This is a genomic window from Sulfitobacter sediminis (assembly GCF_040811725.1).
Classification (GTDB): domain Bacteria; phylum Pseudomonadota; class Alphaproteobacteria; order Rhodobacterales; family Rhodobacteraceae; genus Sulfitobacter; species Sulfitobacter sediminis.
The window spans coordinates 1-21,014 of the sequence record NZ_JBFNXX010000033.1 but is presented as its reverse complement, the minus strand read 5'-3'; the positions used below and the strand labels follow the sequence as shown (position 1 = coordinate 21,014).

The 21,014-nt window shown below is 59.4% G+C and carries 18 protein-coding genes and 1 pseudogene; 11 read left to right on the top strand and 8 right to left on the bottom strand.

Going from position 1 to position 21,014, the window contains the following annotated elements; translation table 11 throughout:
- A partial coding sequence (locus tag AB2B41_RS21370) for a cytochrome P450 family protein (protein WP_367879863.1) occupies positions 1 to 320 on the bottom strand: 320 nt, incomplete at its 3' end.
- A gap of 372 nt (positions 321 to 692) precedes the next feature.
- Here AB2B41_RS21370 and tmpA point away from each other — a divergent pair.
- The 4 genes and pseudogenes from tmpA (at position 693) to AB2B41_RS21350 (ending at position 4,680) form a co-directional block, all read left to right on the top strand.
- A pseudogene (gene tmpA, locus AB2B41_RS21365) lies at positions 693 to 1,843 on the top strand (2-trimethylaminoethylphosphonate dioxygenase).
- Positions 1,840 to 2,430 carry a (R)-1-hydroxy-2-trimethylaminoethylphosphonate oxygenase gene (tmpB, locus tag AB2B41_RS21360; RefSeq protein ID WP_367879862.1) on the top strand — a complete coding sequence of 197 codons (591 nt, stop codon included), beginning with the start codon at positions 1,840 to 1,842 and terminating at the stop codon, positions 2,428 to 2,430. The pseudogene tmpA and the gene tmpB overlap by 4 nt, the downstream one beginning before the upstream one ends.
- A gap of 386 nt (positions 2,431 to 2,816) precedes the next feature.
- Positions 2,817 to 3,242, top strand: a complete 426-nt coding sequence (locus AB2B41_RS21355; protein ID WP_367879861.1) for an ester cyclase — start codon at positions 2,817 to 2,819, stop codon at positions 3,240 to 3,242.
- A 433-nt stretch (positions 3,243 to 3,675) separates the two neighbouring features.
- Positions 3,676 to 4,680 carry a M14 family metallopeptidase gene (locus AB2B41_RS21350; protein WP_367879860.1) on the top strand — a complete coding sequence of 335 codons (1,005 nt, stop codon included), beginning with the start codon at positions 3,676 to 3,678 and terminating at the stop codon, positions 4,678 to 4,680.
- Positions 4,681 to 5,302: 622 nt separating this feature from the next.
- Here the strand turns inward: AB2B41_RS21350 and AB2B41_RS21345 are convergent.
- The 6 genes from AB2B41_RS21345 to AB2B41_RS21320 all read right to left on the bottom strand — a co-directional run bounded on the left by AB2B41_RS21345 (position 5,303) and on the right by AB2B41_RS21320 (position 11,896).
- Entirely contained in the window at positions 5,303 to 6,436 is a 1,134-nt protein-coding gene (locus AB2B41_RS21345; RefSeq protein WP_367879859.1) for an alpha-hydroxy acid oxidase, read from the bottom strand.
- Entirely contained in the window at positions 6,436 to 7,179 is a 744-nt protein-coding gene (locus AB2B41_RS21340; protein ID WP_367879858.1) for an SDR family oxidoreductase, read from the bottom strand. Before AB2B41_RS21340 ends, AB2B41_RS21345 begins: the two co-directional genes overlap by 1 nt.
- A 10-nt stretch (positions 7,180 to 7,189) precedes the next feature.
- Positions 7,190 to 7,954, bottom strand: coding sequence for an SDR family oxidoreductase (locus tag AB2B41_RS21335; RefSeq protein WP_367879857.1), 765 nt, complete (start codon positions 7,952 to 7,954; stop codon positions 7,190 to 7,192).
- Positions 7,955 to 7,956: 2 nt separating this feature from the next.
- Entirely contained in the window at positions 7,957 to 9,255 is a 1,299-nt protein-coding gene (locus AB2B41_RS21330; RefSeq protein ID WP_367879856.1) for a M24 family metallopeptidase, read from the bottom strand.
- A 64-nt stretch (positions 9,256 to 9,319) separates the two neighbouring features.
- Positions 9,320 to 10,129, bottom strand: coding sequence for an SDR family NAD(P)-dependent oxidoreductase (locus tag AB2B41_RS21325; RefSeq protein ID WP_367879855.1), 810 nt, complete (start codon positions 10,127 to 10,129; stop codon positions 9,320 to 9,322).
- Positions 10,130 to 10,147: 18 nt separating this feature from the next.
- The gene (locus AB2B41_RS21320) at positions 10,148 to 11,896 is read right to left on the bottom strand and encodes an extracellular solute-binding protein (protein ID WP_367879854.1); all 1,749 of its coding nucleotides are present in this window, start codon (positions 11,894 to 11,896) and stop codon (positions 10,148 to 10,150) included.
- Positions 11,897 to 12,198: 302 nt separating this feature from the next.
- Here AB2B41_RS21320 and AB2B41_RS21315 point away from each other — a divergent pair, with 302 nt between their 5' ends.
- The 6 genes from AB2B41_RS21315 (at position 12,199) to AB2B41_RS21290 (ending at position 18,505) form a co-directional block, all read left to right on the top strand.
- Entirely contained in the window at positions 12,199 to 13,149 is a 951-nt protein-coding gene (locus AB2B41_RS21315) for a sugar ABC transporter substrate-binding protein (protein ID WP_367879853.1), read from the top strand.
- Positions 13,150 to 13,234: 85 nt separating this feature from the next.
- Positions 13,235 to 14,032, top strand: coding sequence for an SDR family oxidoreductase (locus tag AB2B41_RS21310; protein ID WP_367879852.1), 798 nt, complete (start codon positions 13,235 to 13,237; stop codon positions 14,030 to 14,032).
- Positions 14,033 to 14,098: 66 nt separating this feature from the next.
- On the top strand, positions 14,099 to 15,073 hold the full coding sequence (locus tag AB2B41_RS21305) for an ABC transporter permease (protein WP_367879851.1): 975 nt from the start codon (positions 14,099 to 14,101) through the stop codon (positions 15,071 to 15,073).
- A 13-nt stretch (positions 15,074 to 15,086) separates the two neighbouring features.
- Positions 15,087 to 16,088 (top strand): ABC transporter permease, encoded by a 1,002-nt coding sequence (locus tag AB2B41_RS21300; protein ID WP_367879850.1) that lies wholly within the window; start codon positions 15,087 to 15,089, stop codon positions 16,086 to 16,088.
- Complete coding sequence (locus tag AB2B41_RS21295) at positions 16,085 to 17,596, top strand: sugar ABC transporter ATP-binding protein (RefSeq protein ID WP_367879849.1); 1,512 nt, start codon at positions 16,085 to 16,087, stop codon at positions 17,594 to 17,596. Before AB2B41_RS21300 ends, AB2B41_RS21295 begins: the two co-directional genes overlap by 4 nt.
- Before the next feature lie 51 nt (positions 17,597 to 17,647).
- Complete coding sequence (locus AB2B41_RS21290) at positions 17,648 to 18,505, top strand: fumarylacetoacetate hydrolase family protein (RefSeq protein ID WP_367879848.1); 858 nt, start codon at positions 17,648 to 17,650, stop codon at positions 18,503 to 18,505.
- A 333-nt stretch (positions 18,506 to 18,838) separates the two neighbouring features.
- On the opposite strand, the gene AB2B41_RS21285 is transcribed toward AB2B41_RS21290, so the two are convergent.
- The gene (locus AB2B41_RS21285) at positions 18,839 to 20,497 is read right to left on the bottom strand and encodes a winged helix-turn-helix domain-containing protein (RefSeq protein ID WP_367879847.1); all 1,659 of its coding nucleotides are present in this window, start codon (positions 20,495 to 20,497) and stop codon (positions 18,839 to 18,841) included.
- 107 nt (positions 20,498 to 20,604) lie between these two features.
- Here AB2B41_RS21285 and AB2B41_RS21280 point away from each other — a divergent pair, with 107 nt between their 5' ends.
- Complete coding sequence (locus tag AB2B41_RS21280; protein ID WP_367879846.1) at positions 20,605 to 20,829, top strand: hypothetical protein; 225 nt, start codon at positions 20,605 to 20,607, stop codon at positions 20,827 to 20,829.
- Positions 20,830 to 21,014: the final 185 nt, after the last annotated feature.

Sequence of the window (21,014 nt, the reverse complement as noted above, 5' to 3'; positions counted from 1 at the left end):
GCAAAGACCCGCGCAAATGCGCCGCGACGGTGCTTGTGGTCGTCGCCGTTGGTCATCAGCATGAACGTTTCAAGAAACGAACGACAACGCCCGTCCGGAATGCCCATAATGTTGCAAAACTCAGCGCCAGGCACCTGAATAAGGCTTGGATGTGCCGCGAGCCTTGTAACGTCTTCATCCCTCAAAGCAGAGACGCGCGACGGCATCATTCGGACAACCGGCGTTTGTTTTCGCAACGTATCGAGTTCTTCGAGTGACAGTTTGGCGTAATCTTCGATCGGCATGAATGGGATGCCGTCTTCTCCGATCGTCGTTTTCATTTGCTGACCTCGCTTTGAAATATAGAATGCAATTTGACTGTGCGCTGACCATTTGCTGTTCGGACTTCAACTCATGGCACTGTGCCACACTATCGGCGTCGACAATAGTGTCTGAAATGTCCGCTTCTGAGACATCGGACGCAACCGCAGCGGATGGCCGGTGTTGGTAATTGCGGTTGGTGCAAATCAAAGGCGGAAGTTGCTGCGCTGCCGACTATCGCCAAGTGACCGGTATCAGACGTTTTGCAGACATCTGAAGACGATCCCTTTTCATAAGCCAAACGACATCTCAGGCCATAGACTCATGGTTTGAGTTTATGGGTCGAGCTTGAGAAACTCCAGCCGAGTCGAAATCAACCATTGGGGCCTCTCATGCCGTCAGTCGCTGTCGATCCGTCCGGAACCTTTCTTACCCTTGAAACGGCCACTGGCCCGCATCGTTTTCATGCGATCTGGCTGCGGGACAATGCGCAGGATGCAGAAACACGCGCTTCCGGAAACGGGCAGCGATTGATTGCTTTGCGCGACATCCCTGACGAGACCCGTATGCGGCGGCCAAGATCGCCCCGGAAGGGGCGCTTCATGTCCGCTTTGTGCCGGAGAACAAGACCGTTCACTTCGATCCCGCTTGGCTTGCAGCTCATGCCTATGACCGGCACGCACGGTCAGCTGCGCGGGGCTGGTTGCCTGATGGGATCGAGCCGTGGGATGCGGGGCTGATGGACGCTGTGCCTTGCGGCGACTTTACCCTGCTGCAAAAACGCGGCGCCCCTTTGCGCGACTGGCTGGGTCAGATCGTCCGCTATGGTTTCGCCAAGGTGGTGAACGCGCCGGTCGAACCAGGGGCGCTGTTCCGGATCGTCGATCTTTTCGGCTATGTGCGCGAAACGAACTATGGCCGCCACTTCGAGGTGCGGACCGAGGTTAACCCGACCAACCTCGCCTTCACTGGCCTCGGGCTTCAGGCTCATACCGACAACCCCTATCGAGACCCTGTTCCTACGATTCAGGTTCTCTACTGCCTCGAAAGCTCTGCCGCGGGGGGCGAGAACATGGTGGTCGACGGGTTCGCCGCAGCACTGCGGCTGCGCGAGGAAAATCCGGAGGGGTTCGACCTGCTGGCCGATCATTGCGCGCGGTTCGAATATGCCGGTGAGGCGGGCGTTTGCCTGACCTCGCGCCGCCCGATGATCGAACTGGCGCCGGACGGTGAACTAATTGGTATCCGCTTCAACAACCGCTCTTTCGCCGCGGTGACGGATGTGCCCTTCGACAAGATGGAGGCCTATTACGCCGCCTATCGCCGTCTGGGCGAGATCATCGACGACACGGCCATGGAGGTGACCTTCCGCCTGAATCCGGGCGAGGCATTTGTCGTTGACAACACTCGCGTGCTGCACGCGCGCAAAGGCTATTCTGGTGAGGGGACGCGCTGGCTGCAAGGCTGTTACGCTGATAAGGACGGGCTGCGTTCCGCCTATGACGCGATTTGCCGCGAGGGCGTGCTGGAGGCTGCGGAATGAGGCCCGATATCAACAATCTGACCACTCAGACAATTGTCGCCTTCATCGGCTCGATCTTCGATCGGCGCGGCGGTGAGGAATATCTGGGCGAGCCCGTGACCATGGGCGAACACATGCTGCAGGGCGCGACGATCGCCGAGCGCAACGGCCAGCCCGAAGAAATCATCGTCGGCGCACTGCTGCACGACATCGGCCATTTCACAAGCGAATTTGGCACCTTCACAATGGAGGACACCGAGGACCGCCATCACGAGGACGCAGGCGCCCAGGTGTTGGAGCGGTTCTTTCCTTCTGTCGTGACCGATTGCTGCCGATACCACGTCGCGGCAAAGCGTTACCTCTGCGCGACCCGCCCCGAGTATTTCAAGCGCCTGTCCGAGGCCTCGATCCATTCATTGAACCTGCAGGGCGGCCCAATGTCGCCCGAAGAAGTGACCGAGTTCGAAAAGAACCCGAACCTCAAGGAGATCATCGCCGTTCGATATCTCGACGAGGCAGGGAAGGTCGCGGGGATGGAGACACCCGACTTTTGGCATTTCGCGCCGATGGTGCAACGGCTGGTCGACAAGCACTTGTCCGGCACCTGATCGCACAAGGCGCTCGATCGTGTCGGGCTAGTAGGGAGTGAACGTCAACTCTTAGCCAACGTCCGAAAAAGTAGGGCTCTCAAGCCTGACACCTTTAGTGCTCCGGAAGCATCCGAATATTGCTGGCATGTTCCTCATTGCGGACATTGAAGCACTTGTCGCGCAATAGTGCTTTGTCCCGCTTCTGAGACATCGAGTGCAACCGCAGCGGAGGGCCGGTGTTGCTAAGTGCAGTCTTAGCAGATCAAAAGCTGACCTTCCCGTGGTCACCGATCATCCGACCATTTTGATCAGATGTCTCAGGAGAGACCTTTGCCGACTTTCCTTTGGACTGCCAAGAGCAATTTATTACTGTCGGCACAAATCATTGTGCAAAGGTCCGGGTCATGCATCCAACTGAGAAAATCGTTCGTCAATTCCATGAATCGTGGGACATGCGCGATCCCGATCGCGGCGCAGAGGTCATCGCGGAAGATTGCGACTTCGAGGATGTTGCCCGTGGTGAAAGCTTGCCAGGCAAGGAAGCGTACAAGGCCGACTACGAGCGCTGGCGCGAGGCTTTCCCGGACGGGCTCTGCAAGGTTGAGAACGTTATTGTCAGCATGGATGGGGAATGGGCTACCGTCGAGTTCCGCAACACGGGCACTCACACGGGCGTTCTGCGTTCAAGTCTTGGAGACTTTCAGCCAACAGGACGACGCGCGGAAGTCCGCTATTGTTCCGTGATGCGGGTCAAGGACGGAAAGGTTGTAGAAGGTCGAGACTATTACGACAGCGCAACAATCGCCCGGCAACTGGGGCTGGTCGACTGAGGTGCGAAGGTTCCTTGATTGTCTTCGGAATGTCCGGGCGCACGCCAACTGAAGCCAAGCCTCGCAGCCCGCTTGGTCCCGCACCTTAGACCGCGGACGCCGTCGCCGCGAATGGCTGGTGTCTGGTACAGAGCGGCCCCGCTTAAGCTTCATAAAACTGAGCGTATTCTTCAAGAACGTGGTGCTGATGTCAGTCACCAGCCGAACCGGTACGGGTAGTGTAGCGGAACGCGTGCGGGGGAAATGACTTAGACAGAATTGGCCTTCTTTGCGGCTTGGGTGCCAGTGGGGTTTTGCCGAACCTAATTCGACCCGCTGGCGGATGCGCTGAAAAGAGGTCCGGTCCCTCGAATTTCAGCAATTCAGGTCATTGTGGCCCTTCCTTACGACGACGTGGTAGCGTCAATCCGAAACCGCCGGGAGGGAGCGTGGGATGTTCAAGGGTGCCATCGGAACGATCGACTTCGAGCGGATCGGGCTATCATCCGGAACCATCGCTGTTCCGCATTCCGTGGATCGATCGCCCTACTACCAAATCCAAGTGCCCTTCTGGCGTCTCCGGACCGGCGAAGGGCCCTCGATCCTGTTGCTCGGCGGCAATCACGGTGACGAATACGAAGGGCCGACAGTTCTGACGAAGTTTCTACAAGCGCTGTCCCCCGAGGACATATCGGGCAACATCACGATCTTTCCGGCGCTCAATGCACCTGCAATCGCGGGCCACGCGCGGTGCTCGCCCTTCGATGGGGGGAACTTGAACCGGTCCTACCCGGGATCGGTGGGTGGCATGCCGACAGAGCAGATCGCTGCTTTCATCTCGCAAGAGATCATACCGAGGCATGACACGGTGTTCGACTTTCACGCCGGTGGCACTTCGATGGCGCACATCGGATGCGGACTGACCCAGAGAGAGCCCGGCGCGGAGATTGATCCGGCAACCCGCGCAGCCCTCACTGCGATGGGGCTGCCCTACGTTTTCCTGATCGACACCGACGCGGCGAGCCCAACTGCAATTGGCCAGGCGCGGCGCGCCGGTAAGCTCGCGATCGGCGGGGAATTTGGAGGAGGAGGGAGCCTGACCCCGCAATCGGTGCGCGATACGACGAACGCGCTGGAGAACGTCCTGTTGCATCTTGGCATCCTCAAGCACCGGATTCTTTCGCGTCCCCCGGAGCAGGAGGTCGAGACGCAGTTTGTGACCTTCAACCGGCCTGAGTTGTTCGTCTACGCGACGGAGGCGGGCTGGGCCGAACCGTTGGCCGAGATCGGCGATACCGTTTCGGCGGGCCAGCCCTCGCTCAGGATGTTTGATCTGTTGTCACCGGAGAAACCGGCATCGCTTTACCACTTCGCCGCCGACGGTATTGTGCTGGCGCGGCGCCTACACGCGCACGCCCAGCGTGGAGATTGCCTCTTTGCCCTAGGCGGCCCTCTATGATCACAACCCCAAAGGTCCCGCGAAGTATGTTCAAGTGAATGTCTGGTCCGTACCGCTTCTGAGACATCGGACGCAGTCAAAACGAGTGGCCGGTGTTGGCAAAGGCGGGCGTTGCAGCGCGAAAGCGGACGTTGCTTCGGCGCGAGCCAGTCATGAGTGGCCGCTGACGGCAGCATTCCGGTCATCTGATGAAAAGCCTCGGATGACCCAAAGGAGCCCATCTCAGGCCCTGGTTTCTGCTGCAGCATTCGACGCGAAGGGCGGAAACCGGACCTTCTCTGCAGCCGCGAATCCGTCCTGGGCAAACGCGGGAAGTGGACATACCAGAGCATTCAAAACCCAGCCGCGCTAAGCAATACTGCAGGGCCTCTTCGAGCCTGAAGAAGCCATCGAATTTGGAAGTTTTTCAGATCACTCGCATCTGGACCGCGGGCGGGCTCGAGCTAACAAACCGCTAGACTTCGAATTGCCTTAATCGAAATGTCGACATGATTGGCAGCTCTTTTTGAGCTTCTGAATTGGCTTTGGTGAAAGCCGATTGCCACCGCGCTATTCGGAGTTTGTCTGAAATTCTCTTCAGCTAGCAGTGACTTGCTGCGACAGACGCTCTTGCTTGAAGGTATCAGCGGGATAGTACTGAAGGCCCGATTTCAGCGAATGAGGTTACCCCCAACTGACCAAGTGCCCGAACCAGCTCAAGTTGAAGAATATCGAGCGCGCGTTTGCCGCCTGCGGCCCCTCCGGCGCCGACGCCATAGGCCAGCGCCCGGCCCGCAAATGAGAAGTCGGCCCCAAGCGCTTTCGCTCTCAGCAGGTCCGCGCCGCGACGGATGCCGCTGTCTATGGCAATGCCAATCTTGCCGCCAACGGCTTGGGCGATGCGGGGCAACGCTTCGATCGTCGGCGGGCCGAAGGCGACCTGTCGGCCGCCGTGATTGGAGACAACGATACCTTCACATTGTAACTCCGCGCACTTGATCGCATCCTCGGGATGCAGGATGCCCTTGACCAGGAGCTTTCCCCCCCAGCGGTCCCGCAGCTTTCTCAGCGCCTCCCAGGTGAAGCCTGGCGTGATCAGGGTCTTTTGTACCTCAGCGTAGGAAGTGGCGCTCTGCAGCAGGTCCGCGTAGTTGGCGATGTTCGGTTTGCCGTGGCGCAGTGTCTCAAGCGACCAGCGCGGGTTTAGGGCAAGCCCCAGCAGAACCTCCGGGGTTATCCGGAAAGGCACGGCCAGCTGGTTGCGGATGTCCCGGTCACGCTTGCCCGCAGCGGGCACGTCGGCGGTCACGATCATCGTGTCGTAACCCGCCGCTCCGGCCCGGGCGATCAAGCCTTCGGTGACCGCATCATCGCTGGAGACATAGAGCTGGAACCAGGCATTGCCCTCTGCTGCTTCGGCCAGCTCTTCCAGTGTGGTGGAAGCCGCGGAGCTGGCGACGTAAGGGATGTTCTGCCGCGCACAGAGCCGCGCGAGAGAGAGATCCGCGTTGGGCCAAAAGGCGTTGAGCATACCGATAGGCGCCATGCCAAAGGGCAAGTCATAGGTCTTGCCGAAAAACTTTGCCCGCGTGTCGATTTCAGAGACATCGACCATGTAGCGCGGCGTCAGTTCGACCTCCTCAAAGGCCTCGCTATTACGGCGCAAGTTGCGCTCGTTCTCCGCCCCGCCATCGACCAGGTCGAAAGCAAAGCGCGGAATACGGCGCTTTGCCATAAGCCGCAGATCGTCAATTGAGGCCGCGCGGTCCAGTCGCATCAGATCGACCACCCGCCATCGACGGCAATGGCCTGCCCGGTCGTGAAGGCCGACATGTCTCCGGCAAGGTAGCAGACCACCTCGGCGATCTCCTCCGGCGTGCCTAGGCGGCCCATCGGCTGACGATCTTTGAAGGCGGCGAGGGCCTTGTCAAAGTCGCCCGTGGCCCGCAGCCGGTCTTCCAGGGAAGGGCTTTGCACGGTGCCGGGGCAGATTGCATTGCATCTTATGCCCTCTTTCACGAAGTCTGCGGCGATGGCCTTGGTCATTCCGATGATCGCGGCCTTCGACGATCCGTAGGCAAAGCGGCGCGGCGCGCCCTTCTCACTCGAGACGATGGAGGCGATGTTGACGATGGAGCCTGCGCCCTTTTCTAGCATGCCCGGCAGGACCGCCTTGGTGATACGAAAGAGCGCCTTTGCATTGAGATCGAAGGATCGGTCCCAAACCGCATCGTCGCAATCGAGGATCGTGCCGTCGTGCACCCAGCCCGCGCAATTGACGAGGACTTGCAGCGGCGGCAGGGACGCGACCAGGGCCGCTACTGCCTCCGCGTCCAGCACGTCGAGCCGGTGGGCGGTTATGCCGTCAGTCTTTGAGGCGAGGTCCTCTACCGCCGCACCGTCAATATCCGTAGCGATGACCTTGGCCCCCCGCGCGGCAAGCGCCTCAGCGGAAGCGCGGCCAATGCCGTTCCCGGCTGCGGTCACGAGGGCGGTTTTTCCTGTCAGTGTCTGTTCCATGTGTCCTCTCTCATCGGGCCAGCCATCCGCCATCCACCGTCACCACGCTGCCGTGGCAGTAGGAGCCAGCGTCGGAGGCCAGGAAAACGGCGGCACCGGCCATCTCGGATGGGTCGGCGAAACGGCCCGCGGGGATGCGTTCCAGCAGGGCCTTCGCGCGCTCCGGGTCGTCCCTGAGGGCCTGGGTGTTGTCGGTCGCGGTATAGCCCGGCGCGATGGCGTTCACATTGACCCCGGTCCCCGCCCATTCGTTGCAGAGCGCCTTGGTCAGGCCGATCACCGCATGCTTACTGGAGGCATAGGCGGGCACTCTCAGGCCCCCCTGTGATCCCAGAACCGAAGCGACGATCACGATCTTTCCACTGCCTTGGGGCACCATCCGGCGACCTGCGGCCTGGGACAGCAACCAGACGGAATCGAGATTGACCGAAAGCACGCGCCGCCATTCTTCAAGGGGCATCTCCACCGAGTCTTCCCGGTGGATGATGCCCGCATTGTTGACCAGAATGTCGAGACCGCCGAGGGCTTCGGCAGCGAAGTCCACGACCTCCCCTGCCGCGCCCTCGTCCATCCCGGTGAAATCCGCCTGCACCGCATGGGCCTGGCGGCCCAGTGCCTCGATCCTGGCGATCGTGTCGCCGGGGGCATGGCTACGGTAGGTCAGAGCAATATCGGCTCCGGCGGCGGCAAGGCCGAGGGCGATGCCCTCGCCGATGCCTGTCGCGCCGCCGGTCACGAGGGCCTTGCGACCCGTGAGGTCAAAGGGAGTGCCCATGGTCAGTACCGGTTCGCGATGGGCAGGTCTTCGGCGGGGAAGAGGCTGATCACCTCGCAACCGGTTTCGGTTACGACGACCTCCTCCTCGATCCGTGCCGCCGAGTAACCGTCTGCCGCCGGGCAGTAGGTCTCAAGGGCAAAGACCATGCCGGTCTGGATTTCCATCGGGTGATCGAGGCTGACCGCGCGGCTGATGATGGGACGCTCGTGCAGGGCCAAGCCCAGGCCATGACCAAACTGCAGGCCAAAGGCCGCGTCCTCGTTCGGGAAGCCGAACTCCTCCGCCTTGGGCCAGAGCTTGGCCACCTGATCCGTGGTCACACCGGGCTTGATTGCCTGGATCGAGGCGTCGATCCATTCCCTCGCCTTCACGTAGGCATCGTTCTGGGCCGGTGTCGCGCGGCCGATGTTGAAGGTCCGGTAGTAGCAGGTGCGGTAGCCCTGATAGGACTGCAGGATATCGAAGAAGGCCTGGTCACCGGGGCGGAAGTAGCGATCTGTGAAGTTGTGGGGGTGCGGGTTGCAGCGCTCGCCCGAGATGGCGTTGATCGCCTCGACGTCATCGGAGCCCATCTCGTAGAGCATCTTGTTCGACAGGGCGACGATGTCATTCTCCCGCACACCCGGCTTCAGCTCTTCGTAGATCATGTGATAGACGCCATCGACCATGGAGGCGGCTTGGGTCAGAAGCTGGATCTCGTCCCAGTTCTTGATCTCGCGTGCCGCCAGCATGATCTGCTGACCGTCGACCACGTGTAGCCCCTCTTCCTGCAGTGCGTGGAACATGGCCGTTTCTGCGTAGTCCACACCCACCGGCATGTCCGCCATGCCTGCATCCTTGATCAGCTGCGCGATCTGCTTGGCGTATTTCTTCATCAGGCCGAATTCCGGCGGAATGGTGCCGCGCATGCCGACAACGCCCGCAAGGCAATGATCGGGCTCCAACCAGTCGGAATGGAGCTTGTGGTGCATCGCCGCCGAGCCGAAGTCCCAGACGTAGGGGGAGTCGTCGCCCGTGAGCAGGCAGAAACGGCACATCTTGTCCCGTTCCCATTCGCCGATCTTGGTGGCGCTGACGTAGCGGATGTTGTTCACATCGAAGAGCAGGAGCGTGCCAGCGTTCGAGTTCTTCAGTGCCTGCCGCGTCCGGGCCAGCCGGTAGCGGCGCAGGCGGTCATGGTCGATCCGGCGTTCGAAATCGACCGAGGTATGGCCCCAGGCGGGCAGCTTGTCGCGCCATTCCCAGTTCGGTTCGAGGTCCTGAGGGGTAAGCATGTTCGGCATCAGGGCACGTGACATAGTTGTCTCCTTTCGGGCACGGCAGATCGCACCCGTTTTGCATGAAAATCAGTTGGTTAGTCGCTTACTTCGTGACCCAGCCACCGTCGATCGAGATCATCTGGCCGGTCATGTAGTCGCTATCGTCTGAGGCCAGGAAAGAGGCCGTTCCGATGATGTCTTTCGGATAGGACACGCGCTTGATCACGAGGTTGTTCTCGACGATGTCGTCGTAGGCCTGGCCTTCGCGTTCCTTGAAGCCGATCTCGACCAGATCCTTGTCGAGCTGCTCCCAAAGCGGGGTGACCACCACTCCGGGGGCATATCCGTTCACGGTGATGTTGTGTTCCGCCAAACCCAGCGCGCCGCATTCGGTGAGCGCCAGACAGCCATACTTGGAGGTGCAGTAAACGGTGACATCCACCAGCGGCTTGCGCGACGCGATGGAGCCCACGTTGATCAGCTTGTAGGGATGATCTACCATCGGACCCTGGGCGATCATCTGCTTGGCGGTTTCTTGCATGCCGAGCCACATGGCCTTGGTGTTGACGTTCATGATCATGTCCCAGTTGTCTTCGTCGATATCCATGAAGAACCGGGGCTTGTTCAGGCCCGCGTTGAAGAGGCCCACATTGATCGAACCGAAAGCCTCGACTGTGGCGGCGACGGCGGCGGCGTTGTCCTCGCGCTTGGTCACATCCATCTTCACGGCGATGGCCTTGCCGTTTCCGGCCTCGTTGATTCGGTCCGCGACCTTCTGCGCCTCATCTACATCGAGGTCCCCAAGGCAGACGTTCGCCCCCTGCGCCGCAAAGGCCTCCGCATTGCCCGCCCCCATGCCGCGCGCGGCACCGGTGATTAGAATATTCTTACCTTTCAGGCGATTGGGGTCCATGGTGTCTCCTCCTTGATGTCACGGTTGTTCGTTCTGATGAATCAGCGCATCGGCCCGTGACTGAGCCGTGCGCAAAGCCTCGCGCGGGGTTGTGATCCCGCGGAGCATGTCGTGAAATTCCTGGCCGCAGATCCGGATGATATCGCCGATCTCGGGGATCGGCGGGCGCGGCCAGAATTGCAGCTCATCGTGCCAGGACATGGCATCGACCGCTTCGAAAATTGGCGAGGCGCGGCGTACTTCGGGATCCGAGCCGACGGAATAGCGTGGATTGGTACGGCTGCCGTGCTGCACAAAGAGCTTCTGTGCTTCGGGCGAGGTGAAAACTGTCAATGCCTCGACCGCAGCGGCGACACGCTCCTCGGGCAGGTTGGCCGGAATTCCCAGGACGTAGCCGCCTACAGGCGCGATCTGGCCCGCGCCGGGACCTGCTGGGTGCGGCAAGTACCCAGTCTGTCGATAGGCGGGAGAGCTTTCGTCGAGCTCAAAATAGGGGGCCAGCAGCGTATAGCCGTAGGCCATGGCGATATTGCCCTCGGCATAGGGGCGGACCCGCTCGTACCAGGACATCGAAAGGATATCGGGCGGTGAATAACGCAGAAGCTCCATCAGGAATTCTGCAGCCTGCAGGCCCGCATCTGTATCTATCGTGATCCGGTAACCCCCCTCGGACAGGCGACTGGTGTCAAAGCCGCCCGCAATCTCGGGCAGGTCCAGAACCGGCTGGCCGAAATCGGCCAGGGCCATCAAAAAGGTGTGGCCCAGCGCCGTACCCCGCGCCGCATTCCAGGCGATGCCGTAGAATCCCCGGCGCGGATTGTGCAGAGCACGCGCAGCCTTGAGTAATTCATCGGTGCTTGAAGGTGGCTCTAGCCCCGCATCAGCAAACATATCGCGCCGGTAGAACAAGAGCTCCGGTGTGGTCTGCGCCGGAACGCCGTAGGCGCGACCGCCCCAGTGGGCCGCCTGCCAACCGGCAGTGTGGAAATCGGCGGGATCGAGCCGCGCAATGTCCATTACCTCTTGCAGCGGGCGCAATACCTTCTTCTCTGCGAACTCCCCGATCCAGGGCAGGTCCACCGCGATGAGGTCATAGCGGCTGGCGGGACGCTCGGCATTGCGCAGCGCCTCTTCGCGCAGACGGTCGATGGAAAAAGCGCGCTGGCTGATCTGGGCGCCAATGACCTGTTCAAATTGGCGCTTGAGGGTCTCCATAACCATAAAGGTCGGATCGCCGTGTACGAGGGCCCGGATGCCGCCGGGTACCTTCAGCGGTTCGCTCAGGACATTCAGCGGCGGAATGGATTGCGCCGCAATGTAGCTGCCGCCGAAGAAGTAATCCTTGGTCTCATCCGTGCGCTTTCGCCCGCCAAAGCGGGCTTCGGCCAGGCGACGGATGCGCCCCGAGACCTGCACCCACTGCTCAAGCAGTTTCTCGCTGGGGTGCATGGAAAAACTCTTGCCGGTCTTGGTCCGGGGCCGCTGTTCGATCAAGCCAGCCTCGACCATCTCCTTCATCTTGCGATTGGCCGTGGCATAGGGCACGCGGCTCGCGCCGATAAGGGCCGTGGGCGTAATCGTCTTTCCCGCGAAGTGACCGTCCAGAAGAAACAGCGCCATTCGCAGGTGCGGATTTGGCGCGGTGATATCAAGCGTATGTTCCAGCTCGTCATTGAATTCATCGAGGAAAGACAGGGTATCCAGTAGTTCCGATCTCGCCTGTGGCGAAATCGAACTGGATAAAGTATGTCCCCCCATGTCATTCATCTGGCTGTCAGGCCTTTTCCGCTTTTGTCTCGCGCGCCGCGCTGGTGATTTGTCCGTACTGAATGTCTGATGCCCGCTCATCTCGCGTCCTTTCCAAAATGTCCAAAACGGTTGGGCCAGCGTATTCCGAAAATGTTCAAAACGGATATTTTTTTAGCCGATATGGACATTTTTTTGCATTTTGGATGGGGCGGAACCTGCAGATTGCTCGACAGTCATCCGGCGTGCCGGAAGATTCTTCAGCATCGGAGGGATGCTGGGAGACCAGGAATGAAATACGGAACATCCGGGAGGAGACCTCAATGAAACTTCGCAACGCACTTGCCGCAACTACAGCTTTGGTCGTCATGGCCAGCGCCGCATCCGCCGAAACGATGAAGATCGGCATCACACAGAATAACGTCGGCGTGGACAGCTATCAGACCACCTACGAAAAAGCCTTTATCGAGGCCGCCGATGCCAATGATGCGGTCGAGACCGTTGTTCTCGATGCAGGTGGTGATGTGGCCCGCCAGATCGCCCAAATGGAAGACCTGATCCAGCAAGAGGTCGACGCCATCATCATCTGGCCCACCAACGGCGAGGCCGTGATCCCCGCGGTCCGCAAAGCGCACCAGGCCGGAATTCCGGTCGTCGTGACTAACTCCAATATCGCGGAGCAGGGTTTTGACTTCGTCAAGTCCTTCTCCGGCCCCGACAATATCACGCAGGGCGCGCGCTCTGCCGAAATCATGTGCGACAAGTTCAAGGACATGGGCATCGAGAACGAAGCTCAGGTGGTGCACATCACCGGCCAGCCCGGCTACACAACTGCCATTGAGCGTGCCAAGGGCTTTGAGGATCGCCTGCCCGAGGTTTGCCCGAATGTGACCATCGTCGATACCCAGCCTGGCGACTGGAACCGCGAAAAATCGCAGCAGGTGATGGAGGCCTTCCTCGTCAAGTATGACGATATTGACGGTGTCTATGCCGGTGACGACAATATGGGTGTCGGCGCCCTGAACGCTGCCAAAGCAGCTGGCCGTGACGGCATCATCTTCGTGGGGGCCACGAACTTTGCCGTTGGGTACGAGGCGATGGCCGCAGGTGACTACTGGGGTTCCATCTACCAGTCGCCCGTCGATGACGCCCGGGCCGCACTTCAGACCGCCATCGACATCCTCGACGGCAAGGAATTGCCCTTCCTGAACTACTTCGACACGCCGAAGATTACTCAGGAAAACATGGACGAATTCACAAAGCCCGTCTTCTAAGGCTCCTCCCGCCTGCGGGGCGTGGCTCCGGCCGCGCCCCGTAAGCTTTTCTAAGAAGGGATTATCAAAGGGGGGAGACTACGTCATGGGACGTGTCAAAGAACGTGTCTGCATCGTCACCGGTGCTGCTCAGGGCATAGGGCGCGCAATCGGAGAGGCCCTGCTCGATGAAGGCGCAAAGGTATGTTTTGCCGATCTGAACGGCGATAAGGTCGCCGAGGTTGCAGAGGCAAACCGAAGCCGCCCGGACCGCGACCCAGCAAGTGTCACTTCGGTGAAGGTAGACGTAACGGACCGCGACCAGGTGAGGGCCATGATCGCCCACACCGTTGAAACCTTCGGTCGGCTCGATGTGAAGTTCAACAACGCAGGCGTCAACAAGCCGATGAATTTCCTCGACGTGACCGAGGAGAACTGGAATTTTATCATGGGGGTGAATGGCCTGGGCTGCATGATCGGAATGCAGGAGGCCGCGCGCCAGATGATCGCACAGGGGCACGGCGGCAAGATCATCAACACCGCCTCAATCGCCAGCCGCCAGGGGTTTGACAATGTCGCCCCCTACTGCGCTTCGAAATGGGCGGTGGTATCGCTGACGCAATCCGGTGCCCGCGATTTGGCAAAGCATGATATCACCGTGACGGGCTTTGCCCCCGGGGTGGTTGCCACGGAGATGTGGGAGCAGGTCGATCAGGACCTGATGGAGATCGGCGCCGCCGACCGTCCGGGTCAGGCGATGGAGGAGTTCTCGGCCGAGATCCTGAAGGGGCGCGTCGCAAGGCCGGAAGACATTACAGGAACGACGACCTTTCTTGCCTCAAATGACAGCGATTACATGACCGGCCAGATCGTGATGATTGACGGCGGCATGACGCTGGTCTGACAGGTCGCAAGAAGCAATGACCAGTGTCGGCCCACTGATGGCGCCGACAACCCTAGGGAGGGAAAAATGGCAACACTGACCAAACAAAGGCTCGGCACGATCCTGGCCACACAGGGGATCCTGATTGCCTTCGTGCTCTTCATCTTCGCCTTTACCGTCGCCAATCCGAAATTCCTATCGGTGGACAACGTGCTGAGCGTGATCCGCTCTTCTGCGATCCTCGGCGTCATGGCGCTTGGGGTTACTTTTGTGGTGATCAGCGGCAATCTGGACCTGTCCGTTGGATCCATGATGTCCTTCTCCACCATCGTGGTGCTGGATCTGCACGATAAGATCGGCCCACTCATGGCAATCCCCGCCATGTTTGCCATGACCCTCTGCCTGGGGGCCTTCATCGGGTTCTTGGTCGGATACTTGAGGCTCAATTCACTAATTGTGACGCTCGGCATGCTTTCTGCCATTCACGGTCTGACGCTCACCTACTCTGGTGGCCAGAACATGGACATCGCTGACAAGGAGGGCACCTGGTTCAGCGTCTTCGGCCAGGGCACGGCACTGGGTATTCCGGTACCGATCCTAATCTTCCTGATCCTTGCCGCCCTTCTTGGCATGACGCTGGCCAAGACACCCTTTGGGCGCAAGGTCTATGCCGTGGGCGGCAACGGGACGGCCGCGACATTCTCCGGCATTCCGCGCGCGCGGACCGTTTTCTATTGCTATCTTATCTCCGCCGCCTGCGTGGCCACAGCGGGTCTGATCCAGGCCAGCCGGTCGCTGGGTTCGCAGAATACCGTTGGACAAGGGCTTGAGCTCGAGGTGCTTGCCGCTGTCATTCTTGGCGGGGCCTCCCTGCTGGGCGGATCCGGCACGATCTTCAAGACGGTGATCGGCGTCCTGATCCTTGGCTTTATCCAGAATGGCCTCCTGCTCATGGGACTGCAGTTCTACGTCCAGTTCGTGGTGACCTGGATCATCATCATCCTTGCTGTCTGGCTCGATATCGCGGCCAAGCGCGGCAAGCTCTGGTCACCGATCGCGTAAGGGAGGGTTCGTCATGCAACCGGGAACACTGTCCAAGGCGCTCAAGAACGGCGCAATCTGGGGCTTTATCGTGCTCGAGCTGATTTTTTTCAGCGTCGCGGGCGAGTTCATGTCCCTCTCCGATAAGGCCTTCATGGATTGGGAGAACATGCTGCTCCTGCTCAAGCAGTCGGCGCCCATCGGGATCATCGCCATGGGGATGACCATCGTCATGGTGAACGGCAACATCGACCTGTCGGTCGGTGCCACCTTCGCCATCGCCGCGATCATCCTGCTCGACAGCATGACCTGGCCCATCTTCGCGGGTCTCGGCGACTGGGTCATCCCGGTTGCCTGGCTTCTGGCGCTGCTGGTCGGAACGCTCCTGGGCGCGCTGAACGGACTGATCGTCTGGAAGACCGGCGTTGACGCCTTCATCGTCACACTGGGCTCCATGCTCGGCTTCCGGGGCATCGTCTTCATGTTCAACGGGGAGAACCCCACGAGCCACCTGAATTGGACGCTGGTGGATTTCGCCGAGGCGGAGTTTCTGGGTTTGGCAACGGCCTCCTGGTTCCTGCTGGCGGTGACACTCGCGATCTGGTTCCTGATGAGCAAGACGGTGCACGGCCGCAACGCCTATGCCATCGGGGACAACCGGGAAGCGGCGGTAAACGCGGGTATCCGCGTGGGGCCGCACATGATGGTCAACTTCGCGATCATCGGCTTTCTGGCAGCCCTTTCGGCGGTGGTTTTCTATTCCGAAAGTGGCTCCGTTAACCCCAATGACGGCCAGCTCTACGAACTTTGGGTGATCACCGCCGTCGTGCTGGGCGGCACCAAGATCACCGGCGGCGCTGGCAACGTGATCGGCACCTTTGGCGGTGTCATCGCGATCCAGCTACTGCGTAAAGGTCTGGGTCACATCGGCGCGGATACATCGACAGTGAACCTCGTGATCGGCCTTATCCTGATCGCCGTGCTGTTCCTTGACCGTCAGCTCAACGTCAAAGGCAAAGAGGAGTTGAAGGTATGACCGACGCAAGACCCGTCCTCCACCTCGACAATATCGTAAAGACCTTCCCCGGCGTGCGCGCCCTCGACGATGTATCATTCTCGGTGATGCCCGGCGAAGTGCACGCGCTCATGGGCGAAAACGGTGCCGGGAAATCCACCCTGATGAAGGTGCTGGGCGGTATCTATCAACCCGATGGTGGACATATCTACATGGGCGACGATCGGGTCGTCATGGCCGGTCCGCTGGAGGCAAAGGCCAAGGGAATCGTCTTCATTCACCAGGAACTCAGCCTCGCCGAGGAACTGACGGTGGCCGAGAACATCTACCTGGGCGAGTTGCCCCGCAAAAGCTTCGGCCGGGTCGACTGGGCGAAGCTAACCGAAAAGACCAACGCGATCCTCAAGAAGCTGAATGTGGGCTTCGATGCCAAGACCCGCGTCGGAGACCTTTCCATCGCGAACCAGCAAATGGTTGAGATTGCCCGTGCCCTGACCGTGGACGCCAAGGCCGTGATCTTTGATGAGCCGACCGCGTCACTCACCGACGCGGAGAAAGTCGTGCTCTTCGACGTGATCGCGGATCTGAAGCGCGACGGCGTAGGGATCATCTACATTTCCCACCGGATGGAGGAGATCTTCAAGATCACCGACCGTATCTCGGTTCTGCGGGATGGCCAGTATCAGGGCACCGTCGCCACGGCGGACAGCACCGAGGAATCGGTCACCCAGATGATGATCGGACGCAAGCTCGACCTCAGCCGCAATGTCTCCCACCACGAACTGGGGGACGTGGCGCTGGAGGTGCGCGGTCTGAGCTGCGGCAAGCTCTATCAGGATGTGAGCTTCGAAGTCCGGCGTGGCGAGGTCGTCGGGTTCTACGGGCTTGTCGGTGCCGGAAGGACCGAGATCGCCGAGACGCTCTTTGGCCTGCGGGATCCTTCCGCCGGGCAAATCCTTCTCGACCGCGAGGAGGTCCGTATTCATTCCCCCGCCGACGCAATCGCCCGCGGCATCAGTCTGGTACCCGAGGATCGCAAGGGGCAAGGCCTTGTGCTTGGCATGAATTGCCGGGACAACATGACCTTGCCGCAGGTAGACGATCTGAAGGCCGGACCCTTCGTTGCAGAAGGCGCTGAGGTAGCCATTTTTGACCAGTACCGTGACCGGCTGGACATTCGCACGCCAGGCTGGAAGGCCCAGGCTGGAAATCTTTCGGGCGGCAACCAGCAGAAGATCGTCATCGGCAAATGGCTGTCGATGCACCCCAATGTGCTGATTGTAGACGAACCCACGCGCGGCATTGACGTCGGCAGCAAATCCGAGATCCACAAATTGTTGCGCGAACTTGCCGCACAGGGCTACGCGGTCATGGTCATCAGTTCGGAGATGCCCGAAGTGCTGCATGTCTCGGACAGGATCATCGCGATGTATTCCGGTCGGATCATGCGGACCTTTACCTCCGACGAGGTCACCGAGGACAATCTGATCCAAGCCATCTCTGGTTTGGGCGGCGATCAAGCCGCTTGAGACCGCTTACTCCTTGCTATCCAATAGACTAAATTTGAACAGGACAAGACCATGAAACTTCTCCGCTATGGTGCACCCGGTGCCGAGAAACCGGGCATTCTCGATAACTCCGGCCGCGTGCGCGATCTCTCCGGGACAGTCGCGGATATCGCGGGTGATACCCTGCGGCCCGACAGCCTGCAAAAGATCGGCGGACTGGACCTGGAAGCTCTTCCACTGGTGGAGGGCACACCACAGCAGGATCTTCGGCTTGGCCCCTGTGTCGGGAATATCGGCAAATACATCTGCATCGGCCTCAACTACGCCGATCATGCCGAAGAGGCCGGAATGCCAATTCCCGAAGAGCCCATCATCTTTAGCAAGTGGACATCGGCGGTCGTCGGCCCCAATGACCCGATCCAGATTCCGCGGGGAAGCCAGAAGACAGACTGGGAAGTGGAACTTGGGGTCGTGATCGGTGAACCGGGTGTTTACATCGACGAAGCCAATGCCATGAACCACGTTGCCGGTTTCTGTGTCATTAACGATGTATCAGAGCGCGAATTTCAGCTCGAGCGGGCGGGCACCTGGGACAAAGGTAAGGGGTGCGACACCTTCGGCCCGACCGGACCTTGGCTTGTGACGCCTGACGAGATCGAAAATGTAGACGACCTGGACATGTGGCTCGACGTCGATGGCGAACGGATGCAGAGCGGCAATACCGCGACACTGATTTTCAAGGTCCCGGAACTGATCGCCTACTGCAGCCGTTTCATGAGCCTTCAATCCGGTGATGTCATTTCAACTGGAACACCTCCGGGCGTTGGAATGGGACAGAAGCCGGTGCGGTATCTCAAGGGTGGCGAAGTTGTGACGCTGGGCATTGCAGGTCTGGGCGAACAGCGTTCGTCAGTAAGAGCCGCTTCTTAGTTCTTCCACCGGCATTGCGCGCCGCGGAGCAGCTACCGAATGAGGGATCCGTCAATTTCAAGGGATGGATCACAGCACGAAATGAGAATGTTGGTGGCTTTCGAAACTACTGCTCTGGCCCGCGCAGCATGAGCCGTGACGAAAAGCATTCATTTGGGTTGGGTGGTGCGAATGGCGGCTATGGCGGACCGCAACACAGCATTCTGGGTCCAAGTCAAGGTCTGCGAAGGCCCGCCAGCGGTGGCGAGCTGTGAGACGCAACTCGTGGATGCTGCGATGCCTTCGAAGTCGGCTGGGAGCCCAAAATGGTCCATGATGCAGTTTTCACTAACGTCAATTTCGCCCGCTAAATGCACCGGCTGCTTCGAGGCTCTTTACGTATGACTCCATAACTTCAGGGTCTTTGAAAGGATATGTGCTGCGCGCGTAATCTTCGTTGAAATCCGGCTGAATTGTCTTGAGCCGGTTGACCGCGGCCTGCGCACGCTCGAATTCACCGGCTTGCGACAATGCAGCAATGGCCCGCTGCAGGCCGCGGGAATAATTCGGGGCCAAGGCAACAAGCCTTACTGCCGTCTCAACCGCCTCGGCGTCATGGCCGAGCAAAATGTGACAAGTCGTAATGTCGCCCAACACAGCAGCCGAGTTTGGATGGTTCGGGTTAAGACGGAACACGGCTTGCAGATGCTCCAAAGCCTCATCCGTTCTTCCGATATTCTCGAGCACACATCCGAGCGCGTGCCGTGCTTGTGCGTCCGATGGATTGAGGCGAACGCTCTCGCGCGCATGGAATTCTGACTCGATGAATTCATGCCGTCCAAACAGAAGCCCAATCGCGCGATAACAACGCGCTTCCCAACTCGCTGGATTGATCTCCATGGCTTTTGGGGAGGCGTTCAATGAAGCGTTCAGCGCCTCATCACGGTCTTTGGCCCAACCCATTATCGTTTCTCGCCAGTAGCACTTGGCGAGCCATACCCAGGCGCGCGCCATACCGGGCTCCTTTTCGAGCGCCAAGGTCACCAATCGTTTTTGTTCTTCGTTGGCAGCAAGTGTGCCGTACCCCTCACCTCCGCGCCGCTGCGACTCGCCCGCAGCTAGAAGTAGTTGCCAAGCTGACAAATCGTTGGGTCGTGTTTGAAAAAGTCTTTGGGAGTTGGCGCGCGAGAGCTCTGGTTCAATCTGCGCTACAATGGCTCGGCTTACCTCTTCCTCAAAATCAAACAAATTCTCTAAATCGCCATCGAAGTGCCTAGACCAGATCGAGTTGCCTTCTTCGGTGGAGCTTAGCGTGGCGTTCACACGAACTTTTTCTCTGACTGACCGAACAGAACCGGTCAGCACGTAAGCAGCTCCAAATTCTTGAGCCTTTTCAAGCACGTCAATATCAGCGGCGGTTTTGTAGCCAACCGCTTCAGGACCAATCACGGGAAACCACCGCCAGTGAGACAAGTTCAGCCGAACCTCTTGCGCCAAACCAAGAGCTAATGCCGAGTCCGGAGCATTATTTGCCGGACACTCGAAGCCAACGACAAGAACTGCTGGACGATCGAAGATCGCCATTGACGGTGTTTTCGAAGCCTGGCTTGCAGCAGTTTCTTGGCCCGGAGGATGCGGCGCGGAGTAATCGCCCTTTATTTTGCGCTCTTTTGGTTCATTCGGCGCGGTCATCCGTACTTCACCATCGAACCGGAACCCGCGCCCGCGCAGTGTCTTTAGCCAAGTCGGCTTTGACCCATCATCCCCGACAGCCCTCCGCGCCGCCTTGATCGCCGTAGAAATCGCGGCATCCGAGACAATCCTTCCGTCCCAGACGGATGCGATGAGCTCATCCTTTTCGATCAGGCGGCCTTGGTGTTCGACCATATGGACTAACAACCCAAATGCCCGCGGCTCAACCGACACCGGGCCTCGCGCATCGCGGAGCTCGCCACGGTTCAAGTCAAGAACGAAGTCTCCAAATGCAAATTCCATGAGGGCAAGAATAATCAATCCCCACGCAATCACCAAGAAATCATCACGCTTCCATCAAGCAGCTGATCACGAATTGGCGCACTCTGTTTCCATGACTTCAAGACATCAGCATAAGGAGACCACCGATGTTCGTAGCCACCCTGAACCGCCTCGAAACTTCCATCCCTGAAATCCTCCGTTCCTTCGCAGCGAAAAAGGCTCCAAATCGTGGGTCGATGCCGACTTGGATCAACGATCCGAAGCTCGCCGAACAGCTCTTAAGAGACACCGGTTTGACGCCCGGCGATCTCGGCACGAGCTCTGCCTACGATGAGACAAAGCCAAACTTCATTCAGCAGAATTACTGGTAGGGAACAACGGCGCCGTGGCGTTGCGTGGCTCGGAGCAAATCTGTCCCCGAAATATGCGACAATAGCTCCAATCCGGTCTTTCGCAGAATAAGCGCGAAAGGCCGGTTCGTCCGGATAGTGTTGAAGAAGTCTGGGTCAGAGCTGCCGATGAGCGAAGCCCAAAGCCGCAAGGCCGCTCCTCTCAG

Bases quoted from the DNA above. Each gene is read 5' to 3' on its own strand.
- tmpB (WP_367879862.1), top strand. From the start codon at position 1,840: ATGAGGCCCGATATCAACAATCTGACCACTCAGACAATTGTCGCCTTC.
- AB2B41_RS21355 (WP_367879861.1), top strand. From the start codon at position 2,817: ATGCATCCAACTGAGAAAATCGTTCGTCAATTCCATGAATCGTGGGAC.
- AB2B41_RS21350 (WP_367879860.1), top strand. From the start codon at position 3,676: ATGTTCAAGGGTGCCATCGGAACGATCGACTTCGAGCGGATCGGGCTA.
- AB2B41_RS21345 (WP_367879859.1), bottom strand. From the start codon at position 6,436: ATGCGACTGGACCGCGCGGCCTCAATTGACGATCTGCGGCTTATGGCA.
- AB2B41_RS21340 (WP_367879858.1), bottom strand. From the start codon at position 7,179: ATGGAACAGACACTGACAGGAAAAACCGCCCTCGTGACCGCAGCCGGG.
- AB2B41_RS21335 (WP_367879857.1), bottom strand. From the start codon at position 7,954: ATGGGCACTCCCTTTGACCTCACGGGTCGCAAGGCCCTCGTGACCGGC.
- AB2B41_RS21330 (WP_367879856.1), bottom strand. From the start codon at position 9,255: ATGTCACGTGCCCTGATGCCGAACATGCTTACCCCTCAGGACCTCGAA.
- AB2B41_RS21325 (WP_367879855.1), bottom strand. From the start codon at position 10,129: ATGGACCCCAATCGCCTGAAAGGTAAGAATATTCTAATCACCGGTGCC.
- AB2B41_RS21320 (WP_367879854.1), bottom strand. From the start codon at position 11,896: ATGAATGACATGGGGGGACATACTTTATCCAGTTCGATTTCGCCACAG.
- AB2B41_RS21315 (WP_367879853.1), top strand. From the start codon at position 12,199: ATGAAACTTCGCAACGCACTTGCCGCAACTACAGCTTTGGTCGTCATG.
- AB2B41_RS21310 (WP_367879852.1), top strand. From the start codon at position 13,235: ATGGGACGTGTCAAAGAACGTGTCTGCATCGTCACCGGTGCTGCTCAG.
- AB2B41_RS21305 (WP_367879851.1), top strand. From the start codon at position 14,099: ATGGCAACACTGACCAAACAAAGGCTCGGCACGATCCTGGCCACACAG.
- AB2B41_RS21300 (WP_367879850.1), top strand. From the start codon at position 15,087: ATGCAACCGGGAACACTGTCCAAGGCGCTCAAGAACGGCGCAATCTGG.
- AB2B41_RS21295 (WP_367879849.1), top strand. From the start codon at position 16,085: ATGACCGACGCAAGACCCGTCCTCCACCTCGACAATATCGTAAAGACC.
- AB2B41_RS21290 (WP_367879848.1), top strand. From the start codon at position 17,648: ATGAAACTTCTCCGCTATGGTGCACCCGGTGCCGAGAAACCGGGCATT.
- AB2B41_RS21280 (WP_367879846.1), top strand. From the start codon at position 20,605: ATGTTCGTAGCCACCCTGAACCGCCTCGAAACTTCCATCCCTGAAATC.